14 protein-coding genes are annotated in these 13511 nt (G+C 65.1%); 3 read left to right on the plus strand and 11 right to left on the minus strand.

The window, feature by feature from the left end:
- Positions 1-8: 8 nt before the first annotated feature.
- Entirely contained in the window at positions 9-1241 is a 1233-nt protein-coding gene (tyrS, locus tag C7R54_RS24605) for a tyrosine--tRNA ligase (RefSeq protein ID WP_129153351.1), read from the minus strand.
- A gap of 197 nt (positions 1242-1438) precedes the next feature.
- Here tyrS and C7R54_RS24610 point away from each other — a divergent pair, with 197 nt between their 5' ends.
- Together C7R54_RS24610 and C7R54_RS24615 are read left to right on the plus strand one after the other, a co-directional pair.
- Positions 1439-2854 (plus strand): M23 family metallopeptidase, encoded by a 1416-nt coding sequence (locus C7R54_RS24610; RefSeq protein WP_129153352.1) that lies wholly within the window; start codon positions 1439-1441, stop codon positions 2852-2854.
- Positions 2855-2930: 76 nt separating this feature from the next.
- Positions 2931-4043 (plus strand): anhydro-N-acetylmuramic acid kinase, encoded by a 1113-nt coding sequence (locus C7R54_RS24615; RefSeq protein WP_275669707.1) that lies wholly within the window; start codon positions 2931-2933, stop codon positions 4041-4043.
- Between the two features lie 130 nt (positions 4044-4173).
- On the opposite strand, the gene erpA is transcribed toward C7R54_RS24615, so the two are convergent.
- The 10 genes from erpA to pmbA all read right to left on the minus strand — a co-directional run bounded on the left by erpA (position 4174) and on the right by pmbA (position 12872).
- Complete coding sequence (gene erpA, locus C7R54_RS24620) at positions 4174-4548, minus strand: iron-sulfur cluster insertion protein ErpA (RefSeq protein WP_129153353.1); 375 nt, start codon at positions 4546-4548, stop codon at positions 4174-4176.
- 132 nt (positions 4549-4680) lie between these two features.
- Positions 4681-5529 carry a DUF6776 family protein gene (locus tag C7R54_RS24625; RefSeq protein WP_129153354.1) on the minus strand — a complete coding sequence of 283 codons (849 nt, stop codon included), beginning with the start codon at positions 5527-5529 and terminating at the stop codon, positions 4681-4683.
- 77 nt (positions 5530-5606) lie between these two features.
- Positions 5607-5999, minus strand: a complete 393-nt coding sequence (rpsI, locus tag C7R54_RS24630) for a 30S ribosomal protein S9 (protein ID WP_088598928.1) — start codon at positions 5997-5999, stop codon at positions 5607-5609.
- 9 nt (positions 6000-6008) lie between these two features.
- Positions 6009-6437 carry a 50S ribosomal protein L13 gene (gene rplM, locus C7R54_RS24635; protein WP_094856021.1) on the minus strand — a complete coding sequence of 143 codons (429 nt, stop codon included), beginning with the start codon at positions 6435-6437 and terminating at the stop codon, positions 6009-6011.
- A gap of 193 nt (positions 6438-6630) precedes the next feature.
- Positions 6631-7341: an ABC transporter ATP-binding protein gene (locus C7R54_RS24640; protein WP_129153355.1), complete on the minus strand. Its 711-nt coding sequence runs from the start codon at positions 7339-7341 to the stop codon at positions 6631-6633.
- Complete coding sequence (locus tag C7R54_RS24645; protein WP_129153356.1) at positions 7338-8126, minus strand: ABC transporter ATP-binding protein; 789 nt, start codon at positions 8124-8126, stop codon at positions 7338-7340. Before C7R54_RS24645 ends, C7R54_RS24640 begins: the two co-directional genes overlap by 4 nt.
- The gene (locus C7R54_RS24650) at positions 8119-8985 is read right to left on the minus strand and encodes a branched-chain amino acid ABC transporter permease (RefSeq protein WP_129153357.1); all 867 of its coding nucleotides are present in this window, start codon (positions 8983-8985) and stop codon (positions 8119-8121) included. Before C7R54_RS24650 ends, C7R54_RS24645 begins: the two co-directional genes overlap by 8 nt.
- 2 nt (positions 8986-8987) lie before the next feature.
- Positions 8988-9869 (minus strand): branched-chain amino acid ABC transporter permease, encoded by an 882-nt coding sequence (locus C7R54_RS24655; protein ID WP_129153358.1) that lies wholly within the window; start codon positions 9867-9869, stop codon positions 8988-8990.
- 100 nt (positions 9870-9969) lie between these two features.
- Positions 9970-11124, minus strand: coding sequence for an ABC transporter substrate-binding protein (locus C7R54_RS24660; RefSeq protein ID WP_129153359.1), 1155 nt, complete (start codon positions 11122-11124; stop codon positions 9970-9972).
- A 383-nt stretch (positions 11125-11507) separates the two neighbouring features.
- Entirely contained in the window at positions 11508-12872 is a 1365-nt protein-coding gene (pmbA, locus tag C7R54_RS24665) for a metalloprotease PmbA (protein ID WP_129153360.1), read from the minus strand.
- Between the two features lie 87 nt (positions 12873-12959).
- Here pmbA and yjgA point away from each other — a divergent pair, with 87 nt between their 5' ends.
- Positions 12960-13502, plus strand: a complete 543-nt coding sequence (gene yjgA / locus C7R54_RS24670) for a ribosome biogenesis factor YjgA (protein WP_129153361.1) — start codon at positions 12960-12962, stop codon at positions 13500-13502.
- Positions 13503-13511 lie beyond the last annotated feature (9 nt).

Below are 13511 nucleotides of genomic sequence, written 5' to 3' on the forward strand. Positions count from 1 at the left end.
GCGCCAGACTACCCGGCCAAGGTTACACGGGCGAATTTGCGTTTGCCCACCTGGATGACGTACTCCCCCGCGGACAATTGCAACGATTTGTCTTCCACCTTGTCGCCATTCACCCGCACGCCGCCCTGTTCGACATTGCGCTGGGCTTCCGCGCCCGATGCGCACAGTCCGGCCTCGCGCAATACCTTCAGGATGCCCAGCGGCGCGCTGCCCACCTTGACCTCCGGCATGTCGTCCGGCAGGGCGCCGTCGCGGAATCGCGCCTCGAAGCCGGCCAGCGCATCCACCGCCGCCTGGCCGCCGTGGAAGCGGCCCACGATTTCCTGGGCCAGCGCAACCTTGGCGTCGCGCGGATTGCGGCCCCCGTCGATCTCCGCCTTCAAGGCGGCGATATCCTCCAGCGAGCGGAAGGACAGGAGTTCGAAGTAGCGCCACATCAGGGTGTCGGAAATCGACATCAGCTTGCCGAACATCGATTCCGGCGTGTCCGAAATGCCGATGTAGTTGCCCTTGGACTTGGACATCTTCTCGACACCGTCCGTCCCCACCAGCAAGGGCATGGTCAGGATGCACTGCTGCTCCTGGCCGTATTCCTTCTGCAGCTCGCGCCCGACAAGGAGGTTGAATTTCTGGTCGGTGCCGCCCAGTTCCAGGTCGGACTTCAAGGCCACGGAATCGTAGCCCTGCATCAGGGGGTACAGGAATTCATGCACCGCGATGGGAATGCCGCCCTTGAAGCGCTTGGTGAAGTCGTCGCGCTCCATCATGCGGGCCACGGTGTAGCGGGACGCCAACTGGATGATGCCGCGCGCGCCCAGCGGGTCGCACCACTCGGAGTTGTAGCGGATCTCGGTGCGTGCCGGGTCCAGCACCAGGCTGGCCTGGGCGTAGTAGGTCTTGGCATTGGCCTCGATCTGCTCACGCGTCAGCGGCGGGCGGGTGTTATTGCGGCCGCTCGGGTCGCCGATCATCGACGTGAAGTCGCCGATCAGGAAAATGACGTTGTGCCCCAGGTCCTGCAACTGGCGCATTTTGTTCAGCACCACGGTGTGCCCCAGGTGGATGTCGGGCGCCGTGGGATCCAGTCCCAGCTTGATGCGCAGCGGCACGCCGGTGGCGCGGCTGCGCGCCAGCTTGCGCACGAACTCGGACTCGACCAGTAATTCATCGCAACCGCGTTTTGCGATGCGCAGGTCGGCCTCGACCTCGGGAGTGATGGGGGCGGCTTCTGGGTGGGACATAGTCAGGGACAACCTTGCGGAACCAGGACGGAAAAATCAGCCAGCCGCCCGATCGGCGGGGCGGAGGGTAATTTCAGCACTTTAATGAAAGGAAGGGTCTGGAAATTGGTCGAAAATTCTAGCCGAATGGGCTAGGATAGCGCCCTAATCATACGCAACTGTCATACAGGGGTTCCGTCCCCGAGGTTTTTTCGACGATGACCCGAGGGTTTCAAGACCCGGCGGCCGACGCGGCACAGACGAATGCCCCCCAGGCCCTGAACGCCGAGCCACCGATTTCCCGACGCGCCAGGTTTTTCCGTGGCGCTCTTGTCGCCTCCGCCCTGGGTCTGTTCGCCGCCGCCGCCGCGGTCGGCATGGTGCCCCAGAACGGCGCCAACGATCTCCCCCCTTCCCGGCTGGTCCAGAGCGTCATGACGCTCTCCCCGGACGAATACCAGGTCAGCGCCAGTCCAGACGCCCCGTATATCAGCGAAACACGCATCCGTCCCGGCGACACGCTGGCCGCGGTGCTGCAGCGGCTGGAACTGGACGACGACAAGCTGCAGGTGTTCCTGACGCATGACCCCAGCGCGCGCAGCATCTACAAGCTGTACCCGGGCCGGTCAGTGCAGGCCGCGACCGACGAGGCCGGCAAGCTCCTGTGGCTGCGCTATATCCATACGCCCGGCAATGAGAGCGACGGCCAGGTCGTGACCCGCTACCTGAACATCGTCCCCGCCGGCGACGGCTACAAGGCCGAGGAAGTCACGCAGAACACGGATCGCCAGACCCGCGTGGCCGTGGGCACCATCCGTTCTTCTCTGTTCGCCGCGACCGACGAGGCGGGCGTGCCTGACTCGGTCACCATGCAGATGGCCGACATCCTCAGCGCCAAGATCGACTTCCTGCGCAACCTGCGCCAGGGCGACCAGTTCCGCGTGGTCTACGAGGTGCGCTCGCACGACGGCCGCTACGCCGGCGCCGGCCGTGTCCTGGCCCTGGAATTCAAGAACCAGGACAAGAACTACACGGCGGTCTGGTTCAGTCCGGACGGCAGCGCCAACGGCGCCTACTATGATTTCGACGGCACCAGCCTGCGCGGCGCCTTCCTGCGCACCGCGCTGAAGTTCAGCCGCATCAGCTCGACGTTCGGCATGCGCATGCACCCGATCCACAAGACCTGGACCGGCCACAAGGGCGTGGACTATGCGGCGCCTTCCGGCACGCCCATCCACAGCACCTCGGACGGCGTGGTGGAATTCGCCGGCGTGCAGAATGGCTATGGCAACGTGGTCATCATCAAGCACGACGCCAAGTACTCCACCCTTTACGCGCACCAAAGCCGGATCGCCGAAGGCATCCGCAAGGGCCAGCGCGTGACGCAGGGCGAAGTGATAGGCTACGTCGGCATGACGGGCTGGGCGACCGGCCCGCACCTGCACTACGAATTCCGTGTCAACAACGAGCCCATCGACCCGCTTTCGGTGGACCTGCCCGTCGCTCGCAGCCTGGAAGGCGGCGACAAGTCGGCCTTCGCCAAGCTGGCCGCCGGCTACAAGCAGCAGATCGAATTGCTGGCCAAGTTCCAGCAGGCCATGCCGGGGGCACTGGCTAGCGCGGCCGTGAACTAGGCGGCCCGCCTGTCGGCCGCCCCAAGGGCGTATCCTCCCTCCGGGAGGAGTCGCGCAGCGACAGGAGGATAGTCCAGTGACCGCGCAACGTTTGCTTATCGGCCTGATGTCCGGCACCAGCACGGATGGCGTGGATGGCGTGCTGGTCCGGCTCGGCGGTCCCCGGCCCGAATTGCTGGCCCATGCCGACCTGCCCATGCCCGCCGCCCTGCGCCAGGAGCTCCTGGCGCTGAATACCAGCGGCGCCGGCGAACTCGAGCGCGCAGCGCTCGCCTCGCAAGCCCTGGCCGGCCTCTATGCGGACGTCGTGCAGGCCTTGCTGGCGAGAGCTGGCGTGGCGGCGTCGGCCGTCGCCGCCATTGGCGCCCACGGCCAGACCGTTCGTCATCGCCCGGAACAAGGCTACACCCTGCAATTGAACGCGCCAGCCCTCCTGGCGGAGCGCTGCGGCATCGACGTGATCGCGGACTTCCGCAGCCGCGACGTGGCCGCGGGCGGCCAGGGCGCGCCGCTGGTGCCGGCGTTCCACGAGGCCGTCTTCGCGACCGATACGCCGCGCGCGGTCCTGAACCTGGGCGGCATCGCCAATGTCACGGTGCTGGCGCCCGGCCGCCCCATACTCGGTTTCGATACCGGCCCGGCCAATATGCTGCTGGACGACTGGTGCCAGCGTCATACCGGCCAGCCCTATGACCGCGACGGCGCCTACGCCGCCAGCGGCAAGGCCGACGACAACATCCTCACCTACCTCCTCGCCAGCGAGCCGTGGCTCAAGCTGGCGCCGCCCAAGTCGACAGGACGCGACCTGTTCAACCGTACCTGGCTGGACCAACGCCTTGCCGCCTGGGCCGGCTATTGCCGCGCGTTGCAGCCGCAGGACATCCAGGCCACCTTGCAGCGCTTCACGGCGCGCACGGTGGCCGACGCCATCGCGGCCACCGCACCCGACACGCGGGAAGTCCTGGTGTGCGGCGGCGGGGTCAGGAACGGCGGATTGATGCGCGACCTGCAGGACTGCCTGCAATGGCCGGTGCGGCCGACCGATGACGAGGGCGTGCCGGCGCAAGCGGTGGAAGCCATGGCCTTCGCCTGGCTGGCCCAGGCTTTCCTGGACCGTGTTCCGGCGGGCCTGCCCGAAGTCACCGGCGCCAGGGCGCCGCGAGTACTCGGCGCGCTTTACCCGGCCTGACGCCGTTTGCGGCTCCCTAAGCGGACGCTTTTTTGCTGTGCGGGCTGCCTACAGGCAAAAAGGCCAGGCGTTCACGCGCCTGGCCCTGTCCATGCAAGCTGCGTCTACCGGCGACTTGCCGGCCTCGGCCTCAGACCGAGAACGAGGAACCGCAACCGCAAGTGGTGGTTGCGTTCGGATTGCGGATGACGAACTGCGCGCCTTCGAGGTCTTCCTTGTAGTCGATCTCGGCGCCGACGAGGTACTGGAAGCTCATCGGATCGACGAGCAGTTGCACGCCTTCCTTGTCCAGCACGGTGTCGTCTTCGTTGACCGTTTCATCGAAGGTAAAACCATACTGGAACCCGGAACAGCCGCCACCCTGCACGAATACGCGCAGCTTCAGTTCGGGGTTGCCTTCCTCGGCGAGCAGATCCTTGACCTTTGCCGCGGCGGCGTCGGTGAAGATCAGCGGCATGGGAGGGGGCGCTTGCAGGTCTACGGTTTCGGTAACAACAGCGTTCATAATTGGGACTCCTGCCCTCTAGGGGCGAATTCAAGCGGCGCCGTGGCGCCGGCATCTGTCTCTACTATACTGCGCGCGGCCAACGCCCGCGCAATACACCTACACGGCACCGGGGCTATTCGCGCCAGGCCATCAGAAAGGCCCCTTGACCGTCCGTGTCGCGCGCACGACACCGCCTTCCAGCACGTTCAGGGTAATGGCGCCCGGCACGAAGCCCTTGGGCAAGCCCAGCAGGCCCTGTCCACGCTGGTACTGGTCGAAATCGAACGGAATCGTGTCCGGCGGCAGCGGCAATCGAGCGTCCTTGGCGTCCTCGTCCTTGGCGTCCTCATCCTTGGCATTCTTGTCGCCCTTGCCCTTGGCGGCAGGGGCGGGAATATTGCCCAGCCCCCCTCCTCCCGCAGCCGTCGGCCCCGCGACGCCCGCCGCCGGACCGGGATCCGTCCCCGGGGCGGGCGCCGAGGTGGCCGGCCGCAGCAAGCTGAGCACCAGGGTCTTGGGCTTGCCGTCCTGGGTGCCCTCCGCCACGAATTGCAGGCTGCCGACAAAGGGCGGACTGCCGTTGCGGACGCTGCGCATCAGCAGGACGCGGTAGCTCAAGCCTTCGGCCGTACGATCGATATCCAATCCCCGGATGCTGACCACGCCGCCCGGGGTGGGCGGCAGCAATTGCTCGTAGAACGCCAGCCGGTCGCGCAGGGTGCCCAGCTGGTCGAGCTGGCTGCCGACCTGGGCGGCCAGCGCCTCGCGCGCCGACCGCTCGATCGCGAGTTCCCCTTCGGCCACGTCCAGCTGCCGGCGAACGAATTCCACGTCGGCCGTGCGCTGGAGCAATTGCGCCTGCACGGCGTGCAGCGCTTCGGGCGTCGGTTCGTCGTCGCCGGCACGGTACTGCCGCAGCGCCAGGTACATCGCCTCCCCGCCGATCACCAGACCGACCAGCAAGACCAGCAGAATGCGAAATAAAACCGGGCGGGACATGTCTTTTGCAACAGAAATGCAGGGCTGGTAGGGCAAAAAAGCAAAAAGGCCGCTTTCGCGGCCTTTTTGCTGGAGCATTAGCGCTTGCTGAACTGCTTGCGACGACGCGCCTTGCGAAGACCGACCTTCTTACGTTCGACTTCACGAGCATCGCGGGTCACCAGGCCAGCCTGCGACAGCGCGGGCTTCAGCGTGGCATCGTAGTCGATGAGCGCGCGGGTGATGCCGTGGCGCACAGCGCCGGCTTGACCCGATTCGCCACCGCCATGCACATTGACGCGGATGTCGAAGGACTCCAGATGGCCAGTCAGTTCCAGCGGCTGGCGCACGACCATGCGGCCGGTTTCACGGGCGAAGAACTCGTCGACGGGCTTGCCGTTGACGACGATCTTGCCAGACCCTTTCTTGAGGAACACACGCGCCACCGAAGTTTTACGACGGCCGGTTCCGTAATTCCAGTTACCGATCATGTCGATTCCTTAGATTTCCAGCGGCTTGGGTTGCTGGGCGGTGTGCGGATGCTTGTCATCGGCGTACACCTTCAGCTTCTTGAACATGGCATAGCCAAGCGGGCCCTTCGGGAGCATGCCCTTGACCGCCTTTTCAATGGCGCGGCCCGGGAAACGTTGCTGCATCTTGCCGAAGTTGGTTTCAGTGATACCGCCCGGGTAGGTCGAGTGGCGATAGTACTTCTTGTCCAGCGCCTTGTTCCCGGTAACGACGATATCGGCCGCGTTGATGATGATGATGTAATCACCAGTGTCAACGTGCGGCGTGAAAACAGGTTTGTGCTTGCCACGCAGACGACGTGCGACTTCGCTGGCCACACGACCGAGGACTTTGCCCTTCGCGTCGATCACAAACCATTCACGCTTGACTTCATGCGGCTTCGCCACAAAGGTCTTCATGATGGTTCCTAGAGAGATTTGGATTTTCCGGCGGAGAAATCCCGTCCGGAATCCCCCCTTTCGCCGCCCCGCCTAAGCGTTGTTGGTTCGCCCGTGCGAGTACGGAAAACAAGGGAAGTCTTCGATTCTAGCACGAATTTGCTCAGTTTTTGAGCGTGCGTCTCCAAAAAACCCAAATCCTGGGCGGGAAGCCCTAGCCGCCCAGGTAGGCCTCCAGGACACGGGGGTGTCCCAGGAGTTCCCTGCCGCTGCCAGACAGGGCCAGCGCGCCGTTCTCCAGCACATAGCCCTTCTGGGCGATCTTCAGCGCCTGGCGCACGTTCTGTTCCACCAGGAACAGGGTCAAGCCGTCGGCATTGATGGCCCGCACGGCGCGGAAGATTTCCTGCACGACGATGGGCGCCAGGCCCATCGACGGCTCATCCAGCAGCAGCAGGCGCGGCTTGGCCATCAGCGCGCGCCCGATGGCCAGCATCTGCTGCTCGCCGCCGGACAGGTTGCCGGCCACGCCTTGCAGGCGCTCCTTCAAGCGCGGGAACAGATTGAAGATGTATTCGAGATCGTCGCCGACACTGGCGCGTCCCCGCCGGTAGGCCCCCAGCTCCAGGTTCTCGCGCACCGTCATGGTGGTGAGGATCGCGCGGCCTTCCGGCACCTGCACGATGCCGCGCGCCACGATCTGGTGCGGCGCCAGGCGAGTGATGTCCTCGCCCTCGAACAGGACGGAACCCCTGGCCTTGGGCAGCAGGCCGGAAAGCGCCAGCAGCGTGGTCGACTTGCCGGCGCCGTTGGCGCCCACCAGCGCCGTGATCTGTCCGGCCTCCAGCGACATGTCGACGCCGCGCACGGCCTCGATGTGCCCGTAATTGATTTCCAGGCCGCGTATTTCCAGCATGGCGGTCATGCGCGCACCTCCGCGGCTTGCTCGTCCTCTTCGTCATCGCGGCCCAGGTAGGCCTCGATGACCTGTTCGTTGTTGCGGATGGACTCCGGCTCGCCGCTGGCGATGATCTTGCCGAAGTTCAGCACCGCGATGGTCTCGCACAGCCCCATCACGAAGTGCATGTCGTGCTCGATCATCAGGATGGTGTAGCCGCGGCCCCGTATGGCCTCGATTTCGCGCATCAGTTCGGCTCGCTCGCCGGTATTCATGCCGGCCACCGGCTCGTCCAGCAGCAACAGGCGCGGTTCGGTCGCCAGCGCGCGCGCCAGCTCCAGGCGGCGCTGCTCGCCATAGGACAGGTTGTCGGCCAGGTCGTTGGCCTTGTGGTCCAGCCGCATCCAGCTCAGCAGTTCCAGCGCGCGCTCGCGCGCCTGCGCCTCGTGCTTGCGGAAATTGGGCAGGCTGAACAACAGGCCGCCGACGCCGTAGTGCATGTGGCGGTAAGCGCCCACCACCACGTTTTCCAGCAGCGTCATCTCCTTGAACAGGCGGATGTTCTGGAAAGTGCGCGCCACGCCGGCGCGCGTGATGCGATGCGGCTTGACGCCGACCAGGCTCTTGCCGTCGAAGACCACGTTGCCGCCGCTGGGCCGCAGCAGGCCGGTGATGATGTTGAACACCGTGGTCTTGCCGGCGCCGTTGGGGCCGATCAAGCCGAAAATGGCGCCCTGCGGCACCTTGAGATTGACGTCATGCAGCACATGCAGGCCGCCAAAACGCATGGAGATGTTCGAGAGCTCAAGCATGGCGCTTGCCTCCCTTGCGCGTCCAGCGCGCGAAACGCGCCGGATCCCAGATGCCTTGCGGCAGGAACAGAACGATAAGCACCAGGATGACCCCGTTGGCGACCAGGCGGAAGTCGCCCAGACCGCGCAGCGCTTCCGGCAGCACGGTAATGATGGCGCTGCCCAGCAGCGGTCCGATCAGGCTGTTGATACCCCCCAGGATGGTCATGGTCAGGATTTCCACGCCACGGTCGAAACCGAATTCCTGCGGGCCGATGAAAAACGTCAGGTGGGCATTGAGCGCGCCGGCCAGTCCCGCGACCGCCGCCCCGAGGATGAAAGCCAGCATTTTGTTGGCGCGCACGTCGATTCCCATCAGGCCGGCGGCGGTCTCGTCGCTGCGGATGGCGTCGAACGCCCGCCCGATCTTCGACGCGCGCACGCGCCACAGCACCAGCAGCACGATTACCACCGCGCCCGCCACATGCCACCACTGCGTCGATTGCGGAATGCCGTTCAGGCCCAGCGCGCCGCCGGTCAGCGATTCCGTGTTGAGGATGGCCACCCGCACCACTTCGCCGAACCCCAGCGTCGCCATGGCAAGGTAGACGCCGGACAGGCGTATGGTCGGCAGGCCGATCAGCGCCGCCACCACGGCCGGCGCCACCATGCCGCCGGCGAGCGCCACCGAAAAGGGCATGTCGTAATTCATCGTCAGCAGCGCCGCCGTATAGGCGCCGATGCCCATGAAGGCCGCGTTTGCCATGGCCAGCATGCCGCAAGCCAGGGTCAGCCAGATGGACAACGCCAGCAGCGCGTTGGTGCCCAGCGACAGGACCAGGTTGCCGTAGATATCCCAGAAAGTTTGGAGTGCGCTCATACTCAAGCCTTGCGTTGCACCACTTTGCCGAACAGGCCCTGGGGGCGCACCAGCAGGATCAGGAAGAGCAGGCCGAAAGCCACCGCGTCGCGCATCGTGGACCCGATGTACGCCACCGACAGCACTTCGGCGAAGCCCAGGAACAGGCCACCCAGCATGGCGCCGCGGATATCGCCCATGCCGCCCAGGATGATGACGGCGATGCCCTTGTGCAGCATGGGCTGGCCCATCAGGGGAAAGACGGCATTGGAGTACAGGCCGATCAGCAGGCCGGCCACACCCCCCAGCGCGCCCGCCATGAAGGAAGTCACCAGGAACAGCTGCTCGACGTTGATGCCCAGCAGCCAGGCCGCCTTGGGCGACTCGGCGATGGCGCGCAGGGCGCGGCCGAACTGCGTGCGATGCATGACCAGCATCAGCACAGCCATCAAGGCGAAGGACAGGAAGATGATGGCCAGTTCGATGACCGTCACGTGCATGCCCCCGATCACCAGCGTCTGGTCGGGCACGATACCGGCGGGAAAGCGCTGGTTGCTGGCGCCGTAGACGCCTTGCATGCCGTTGTTCAGGATGATGCCCACGCCTATGGTGGCGATCATGGGAATCAGGTGAGGCGCGTTGCGCTTGCGCAGCGGCTTGAGCACCAGCCAGTCGATCACCGCGCCCGCCGCGCCAGCCGCGACGAAGGCGCCGATGATGGCGACCCACAGCGGAACACCCAGCTTGGTAATGAAGGTCAGCGCCACATAGGCGCCCAGCATGAACACCGCGCCATGGGCGAGGTTGATAATGCCCAATACGCCGAAGACCAGCGTGAAGCCTAGCGCGAACAAGGCGTACACACAGCCCAGGGACAGGGCATTGACGAATTGTTGTTCCAACATACCGGGGGTTCCGAATCGAAAAACGCCTTGCGGGCAGCGGCGATGGCCGCGGCCCGCAAGGCGTCGAACACGGCGTCGGCCGCGCTCGCCTTGCTTGGGGTTACTTCACGATGATGTACTTGCCGTCCTTCGTCACGCTGACGATGGGCGCTTGCTCGGCGTCATAGCCGGCGGGCTTGCCGGCGCGGTCCTTGGCCTGGCGGAACTTGAACGCGCCAGTGGCGCCGGTCCAGGTCACGGCAGGCAGGGCGTCGCGCAGGGCGGCGCGGTCGGCGGTGAGGTCACCCGTCAGCTTGGTGTGCTTCAGGGCTTCGGCGACGATGTACATGGCGTCATACGCCTGTGCCGCGAATTGATCGGGGGCCACGTTGTACTTGGCCTTGTAGGCACCGATGAACTTGGTATTTTCAGGGGCCGGATTTTCGATCGACCAGGGGCTGCCGACCCACAGGTCGTTGGAAGCCGCGCCAGGCGCCAGGTCGAAGATCTTAACCGAATTCATGCCGTTGCCGCCAATGAACGGCACGTTCAGGCCGATCTGGCGCGCCTGCACCATGATGGGGCCGCCCTCGGCCAGCAGGGCCGACAGCACGACGGCGTCCGGGTTGGTGCCCTTGATCTTGGTCAGCTGGGCCTTGAAATCGACGTCGCCCTTGGCGAAGGTTTCCGTGGTGGTGACCGGGATCTTCAGGTCTTCCAGGGCCTTCTTGAAGTTGTCGTAGCCGCTCTTGGTGAAGACGTCGTCGTTGCCGTACAGCACCGCGACCTTCTTCACGCCGGCCTTGTCCATCGCCATCTTCAGGGTGGCGGGCAGCACGTCGGCCTCGGTCACCGAGTTGCGGAAGACGTAGTTGCCGATGGAGGTGATGCCGTCGGCGGTATTGGACGTGCCGAAGGCCACGGTCTTGCCGGCCTGGGCGATAGGATCGGCCGCCTGGGCCGAATTCGACAGCGTCGGGCCGAAGGTCATCAGGACCTTGTCCTGGAAAATCAGTTTCTTGAAGACGTTGATGGCTTCTTCTTTCTTGCCCTGCTCGTCCTCGATCACCAGCGCCAGCTTATTGCCGTTGATACCGCCGGCGGCGTTGATTTCATCGGCGGCCAGCTGGAAGCCGTTGCGGATGGCGATGCCGTACTGGGCGGCGCCGCCGGACAGTGCCTCGGCCATGCCCAGCTTGATATCGGCCGCGTGAACGGCGGGGAACGCGCCGGCCATCGCGATGACGGCCAGCAGTTTCTTATAAGTGAAATTCATGGGAACACCCTCTCTCACGCTCGTTATGTGTAAACGCCAGGGTCTCGCGCCCTCGCTGGACGTATAAGACTATCGACGGTCATTTCGCCGCGGTTCACTGAAAAAACAGCCGGAAACGCGGATTATTTCAGCCGCGCGCGCCCTTACCAACCAGGGCGCGCGCGGGCAAGGCCGACATTATTACTCGATTTGTTGCGGCTTGAAACCCTAGATAAACGCGCAAAACCCTCAATCCCGCGCCCATCCACCAGAAAAACGCCCAAAACCACCCAAAATCAAACTTAAGAACCCCACCCCATCGAGGACACCGCGGATCCGGGTCCCCCGGTCCGTGGGTGTCGCCCCCTGGGGGGCCGCGCTCCGCGCGGTACGGGGGGGCCTTCTCATCCCCCAGCGATGGCCATCTGCTCGATAAGGATAGACCCCGTCCGCTTGGTCCCCCGCACGATCTCGTCCGCGCCCACGGCCACGATCTGGCGGAACATATCGGCCAGATTGCCGGCGATGGTGACTTCCTGCACGGCATGCTGGATGACGCCGTCCTTGACCCAGTACCCGAACGCCCCGCGCGAATAATCGCCCGTCACGTAGTTCACGCCCTGGCCGATCAACTCGGTGACCAGCAGCCCCGTGCCCATCTTGCGCAGCATGGCCGGCAGGTCATCCGCCGGGTTCGTGTCGCGCGAGCTCAAGGTGAGGTTATGCGAACCGCCGGCATTGCCGGTGACGGCCATGCCCAGTTTGCGCGCGGTGTAGGTGGACAGGAAATAGCCCTGCAGCACCCCGCCCCGCACCACGTCGCGCGCCCGCGTAATCACGCCTTCATCGTCGAACGGCGAACTGCCCATGGCGCCGGGGATGTGGGGATCCTCGGTCACGTCCAGATGATCGGCCAGCACCGGCTTGCCCAGGCTGTCGAGCAGGAAAGAGGCCTTGCGGTAGAGCGCCCCGCCATTGGTTGCCTGCGTCAATGCGCCCAGCAGGCCCAGCGCCAGGGGCGCTTCGAACAGGACCGGAAACTTGCCGGTGGGAATGCGCCGCGCCGACAGGCGCGACAGGGCTCGCTCGGCGGCATAGCGGCCGACTGCCTCGGGATCGGCCAGCTTGCTTGCGTCGCGTTCGCTGGAGTACCAGAAGTCGCGCTGCATATTGCTCCCGCGACCGGCAATGGGAGCCACCGACAGGCTGTGCCGGGAATAAGGATAGCCGCCGAGAAAGCCGCGCGTGTTCCCCATTACGAACTGGCCTTCGTATGTGCCGAGCGACGCCCCTTCGGTATTGGTAATGCGGGGGTCCACCGCGCGCGCCGCGCGCTCGGCCCGCAAGGCCAGTTCGGCGGCGCTGTCCGTATCGATGGCCCAGGGGTAATGCAGGCGCAAATCGGGGTAGTCGCGCGCCAGGTTTTCCGCGTCGGGCAGGCCGGCGGCGGGGTCTTCGGCCGTGGCGCTGGCGATATGCCACGCCGCCTCCACGGTTTCGCGCAACGCGGTCGGCGAGAAATCCGAGGTCGACGCCGAGCCGCGGCGCTGGCCGGCGTACACCGTGACATCCAGGGACCGGTCGCGCGTCTGCTCGACCGTCTCGATATCGTTCTTGCGCACCGACACCGACAGTCCCAGGCTTTCGGAGACTTCGGCGGCGGCGTCGCTGGCGCCGATTTTTCGGGCATGCGCCAGGGCGCTTTCAACCAGTTCGCTGAATCGCGCGTGGTTTTCGGCTATCGGCAGGGAGGAAGAGGAATTGACCATGAAAGCTCGCTTCAGAGAGACGGGTATGATACCCAGGTCCGCCACCGCGCAGTATGTTTTCGCCCTTCCTTTATTTATTAGCCACTTATGCACGACCAGCCCGACTCCCCCGCTACCGACGATGACGACGGCGGCTACGACCGCCCCAGCAAGTCCCAGGTCAAGCGGGAAATGCTCGCGCTCACGGACCTGGGCAAGGAGCTGATCGCCCTTACACCCGAACGGCTGCGCCAATTGCCCCTGGCCGAGCGCCTGCATGACGCCATCCGCGAAGCGCAGCGCACCACCAGCCGTGAAGGCCTGCGCCGCCAGACGCACTTCGTCGGCAAGCTGATGCGGGACGCCCCCGCCGATGAAATCCGCCGGCAGCTGGACGTCTGGCGCAATGGCTCGCGCGAGGAAACCGCCGCCATGCACCGCCTGGAAAAGCTGCGCGACCGCCTGCTCGAAGACGACACGGCCCTCACCGAGCTGCTGAACCTCTATCCCGGCGTCGACGTGCAGCCGCTGCGCACCCTGATACGCGAAGCGCGCAAGGAAGCGCGCGCCAACACCGAACTGCAGCAGGGCCAGGAACCGAAGCGCAAGCACTACCGCGCGCTCTTCCAGGCGTTGAAAAACCTGGGATGATCCCGCGCG

It is taken from the genome of Achromobacter aloeverae, from assembly GCF_004121055.1.
Taxonomy (GTDB): domain Bacteria; phylum Pseudomonadota; class Gammaproteobacteria; order Burkholderiales; family Burkholderiaceae_B; genus Bordetella_C; species Bordetella_C aloeverae.